Annotated in this window: 3 protein-coding genes; 2 read left to right on the plus strand and 1 reads right to left on the minus strand. The window is 66.8% G+C overall.

Features of this window, described 5'->3' with window-relative positions:
- The first annotated feature begins 2 nt into the window (after window positions 1-2).
- Window positions 3-1,220 carry an MFS transporter gene (locus RYL44_RS10040; protein ID WP_314975904.1) on the plus strand — a complete coding sequence of 406 codons (1,218 nt, stop codon included), beginning with the start codon at window positions 3-5 and terminating at the stop codon, window positions 1,218-1,220.
- A gap of 61 nt (window positions 1,221-1,281) precedes the next feature.
- Here the strand turns inward: RYL44_RS10040 and RYL44_RS10045 are convergent, their stop codons facing one another.
- On the minus strand, window positions 1,282-2,313 hold the full coding sequence (locus RYL44_RS10045; protein ID WP_314975905.1) for a hypothetical protein: 1,032 nt from the start codon (window positions 2,311-2,313) through the stop codon (window positions 1,282-1,284).
- A gap of 158 nt (window positions 2,314-2,471) precedes the next feature.
- Here RYL44_RS10045 and RYL44_RS10050 point away from each other — a divergent pair, with 158 nt between their 5' ends.
- Entirely contained in the window at window positions 2,472-3,719 is a 1,248-nt protein-coding gene (locus tag RYL44_RS10050) for an App1 family protein (protein WP_276739576.1), read from the plus strand.
- The last annotated feature ends 255 nt before the right edge of the window (window positions 3,720-3,974 follow it).

Below are 3,974 nucleotides of genomic sequence, written 5' to 3' on the forward strand. Positions count from 1 at the left end.
GGATGCTGGGTACCTATCTCGACATTTTGCGTTACCGTCAGGCCTGGAAGTTTTCCGCTGCCGGGCTGATTCTGCGCCTCCCCATGTCGATGGTGGGTTTGTCCACGATCCTGTTGGTGCGCGCCGAGTACGGCAACTACACGCTGGCCGGCGCCGTGTCGGCGGTCAACATCATCGTCATGGCGGTCTGCGCGCCCATCCTGGCGCGCCGCGTCGACCGGCACGGGCAGCTGCGCGTCATGGGCCCCGCGTGGGTCATCTCCACCTTGTCGATGTGCGCGCTGGTGGCCGCCACCCTCATGCATGCGCCCGAGTGGACGCTGTTCATTCCTGCGGCCCTCGCGGGCGCCACGTGGGGCGCTCCGGGCGCGCTCGTGCGCTCACGCTGGACCACGATCCTGAACAAGCCCGGCCAGTTGACGACCGCCTACGCCCTCGAGTCGGCGGTCGACGAGTTCGTCTACATCGTGGGGCCCGTGCTCTCCACGGTCCTGGGCACTGCCCTGCATCCGGCCATCGGTCTGGCCATTTCCATCGTGAGCTTGGCCGTGGGCGGCATACTCTTCTTGTCGCGGCGCTCCTCCGAGCCAGCGACGATCCCCTACGACCCGCATGCCCCGCGCGAGTCCGTCATCCGCAAGCCCGTCGTCCTCGTCATGGCTGCCACCTACATCGGCATGGGCATGACCTTTGGCTCGATGGAGGTCTCGATGGTCAGCTTCACCGAGGAGCTGGGCACCCCCGCGCTCGGCGGTATCCTCCTGGCGCTCTTCTCGATCGGTTCACTGTCCGCCGCGCTCGTCTACGGGGCACGCACGTGGAGACGCCCCACCTGGCAGCTCTTCGCGATCGGCGTCATCGCGATGGCGATCGGCATGAGCCTGTTCCCCGTCGCCTTCAACATCTGGACGATGGCCGCCGTCATCCTTGTCACGGGCCTGACCTGCGCCCCGACGATGACGAACGTTAACGTCATTATTCAACAGTCCGTGTCTGCCGCGAAGCTGACAGAGGGCCTGACCTGGATGTCGACCTCGATCAACCTGGGGACCTCGCTGGGCACGGCGATCGCCGGGCCAGCAATCGACGCAATCGGCGCGCGCGGCGGACTCTTCACCATGTCGGGCTCCGGCTGGGCGATGGTCGTCCTCATGCTCATCGGCTTGCCCGCGCTACGCAAGAACACCGCCGCGCCCAAGCCTGAACTCCCCCTCGACTGAGCGGGGGTCGGGGGGCCGCGCGTGGCGACCGAAGCCCCCGGCCTCGTCGAGCTGCTTTCCTTTAGGAGAACTCCACGCGCGTCTGCCCCTGGTCGTCAACGACGTAACGCCACCCGAAGCGCTCGTTTTCCTGTGACCCGCTCGGTAGTGTCACGGTAACGCCCCCCATGCGCACACCGAAGATTGAGGTCTCGGGGTTGCGTTCCTGGTCCAGGCTGACCTCGATAGTGATGCCGTCATCTCCGGCGCCGTTGACCTTCGCGTTGCATATGTCCGACCATTGCCCGCTCAGGCACTCGCGTGTCTCCTGCTCGGCGAGCGCACGGACCTCCTCAAAATCCTGGGCGGTCGGCACAACGGCGATGTGATAGCGCCCCGAGCTAGTAATCGTGACGTGCCCGTCGTCCGCTTCCTGCCATTGGCCGGTGTCTTCTCGCAGCACCATCGCGCGACCGTGGTCACTCATCTTCGTCCAGCTAAGGTCGTAGACGCCCGGGAAACTCGTCGTGGTGGCCAGTTGCCAATTCATCGGCCATTCGCGGGTCTTCGACTCCTCAGGCTGGGTGTAGGCGCGACCATCGATGTGAGTGACAGACAAGATGGCCTGGTCAGCAGAGACTGCTGTCATGTCCTCGGGGGCTTGCTTGACCTTCCACCATCCGGTGAGGTCCGATCCGGTTTCCCCGCGTGTGAGGGTCATCGAGTAGGAGCGTTCCTCGCCGCCAACGTCGAGGCGCATGTCAGCCACGTACATCTTGGTGGAGTAGGTGGGGCGAACACTCAGATCGATAAGCTGGGGAGCCTGCTCGCGTTGCGCAGACACCTCAGTGAGCGTCATCGAGCACCTGGCGTTGTAGCACCAGCCTGGCTCCGGCGGGTTCAGTTCATCCCACGTCTCACAGTCGCCGTTGACGATCATCTGCACGTAGGCTCGCGCCGCCTGCTCGGGCGTGATTCGTCCCCACACGACATGCTCCCGATACCAGCTACACACCCCTACGCCGATCACCAGCAGGAGCACGAGCAACACCAGCCACCGTATGACCCTCGACCGCCGCGCGAGTGCCCCACCCCAGAGCTGTTCCTGTGTCACTGTTTCTCCTTGATGCTCTCTCGACGAAGAGGCCCACACCTCAGTGGACAGGCGCGCAACCGACTCGCGGCACTCGTTTTGACTGTGCGGTCAGACTACCACAGGGCGCCTGCGGCTCGGTCGCTCCGGAGCTTGCGCTTCCCCGGTGGGTTGGCCCTATGATTACCCTGATGTTGCTTCGCCCCCCTCTCATCGACGACGAGTCCCCCTCACTCGCCCTGGCACTGACCGCCGGCGCGGGCGAATTCGCGTCGACCCTGCTGGTCGCGGCCATGTCGAAAGGCTGGTACTACCCCGGCGTCGTCGGCTTCGGCGGCATCGGCTCCCAGCGCAGCGCCCGCATCCTCGGTCGCGTCCTCATGGCCCGCGGCGACGACTCCCGCACGTGGCTACAAAACCGCCGCGGATGGCGCCAGTTCTTCAACGCGCAGGTCCCCCGCCAGCCCGTCCTCGTCACCGTCGGCAACGCCCGCAGGCTCGCCTTCGCGGACCGCGGCGGCTTCGTCGACATGACGGTCCTCGGCCACGGCCTCGAACCCGGCTGGCACGACGCCACCATCCAAGTCCTGCACGCGGGCGACGTGCGCGCCCTCGGCCTCTCCGAAGACACGGCCTCCAAGCTCGCCGCCACGCTACGCAACGCGACCCCCCTGCCGGCCCCGGCCTCGGCGATGTACGAGCGCCCCCGCAAGGGCCGCATTCGCGCCGGACGCCCGGCCTGCGTGCGCGTGCGCATCGTCTCCGACGACGAGCACTTCGGCGTCGTCTCCGACATCGACGACACCGTCATGGTCTCCATGCTGCCGCGCCTGATGTCGGCCGCGCGGCACGCCTTCCTGGATCGGGTCTCCTCGCGCGAGGCCGTCCCGGGCATGGCGAAACTGCTGACGACGCTCACGACCTCGTCGGCGACGTCGGAGGGGGTGCCGGAAGGTACGCACTCCCCCATCATGTACCTGTCGACCGGCGCGTGGAACGTGGTGCCCACGGTCCGCTCGTTCCTGGAGCGCTCCGGCTACCCGGCGGGCGGCTTCCTCATGACGGATTTCGGCCCGTCAAACACCGGGTGGTTCCGCTCGGGCCCCGAGCACAAGCGCCGCGAACTGCGCCGCCTGGCGCGCATGTTCCCGCACGTGCGGTGGCTCCTCGTCGGCGACGACGGCCAACGCGATCCCGAGATTTACGCCGAGTTCGCGCGCGAATACCCCCAGGCGGTCGCGGGTATCGCGATTCGTTCCCTCTCCGAGATCGAACAGTTCATGGCCCACGGTTCCTTCGAGGCGATGGTCCCCGACGCGCTGTGGACGGTCCCCGAGTCCGTCCCCGTCTGGTACGGCTCTAACGGTCACGCTCTGCTGGAGAATATACGAGGCCGGGGCACCGCCGGGCCGCTGTCCTCCTACTGAGGCACCCTCGACGAGGCCGGGACGCGCTACCCTGGTCGGCGCGGCGGAAGCAGGCCACTCCGCGCGCATACAGGAAGGCGGTTATAGGACAAAACTTGTTGGTCGCGGCCCAATCCCGTGCGTCGTCGGTGGAGGCGCCGGTGGCGAGATGTCGTCGGGGGCGGTGTCGGCGGCGCTGGCGCGCCGCCGATGGGGGTTAGCTCCATTGGGAGGGTTCCACCTGATCGGGAGCATTCAACCCGTTAGGGAGGATTG

It is taken from the genome of Actinomyces bouchesdurhonensis, from assembly GCF_963540955.1.
In the GTDB taxonomy this organism is placed as follows: domain Bacteria; phylum Actinomycetota; class Actinomycetes; order Actinomycetales; family Actinomycetaceae; genus Pauljensenia; species Pauljensenia bouchesdurhonensis.

Coding starts and splice junctions, on each gene's coding strand:
- RYL44_RS10040 (WP_314975904.1), top strand. CDS start 3: ATGCTGGGTACCTATCTCGACATTTTGCGTTACCGTCAGGCCTGGAAG.
- RYL44_RS10050 (WP_276739576.1), top strand. CDS start 2,472: ATGATTACCCTGATGTTGCTTCGCCCCCCTCTCATCGACGACGAGTCC.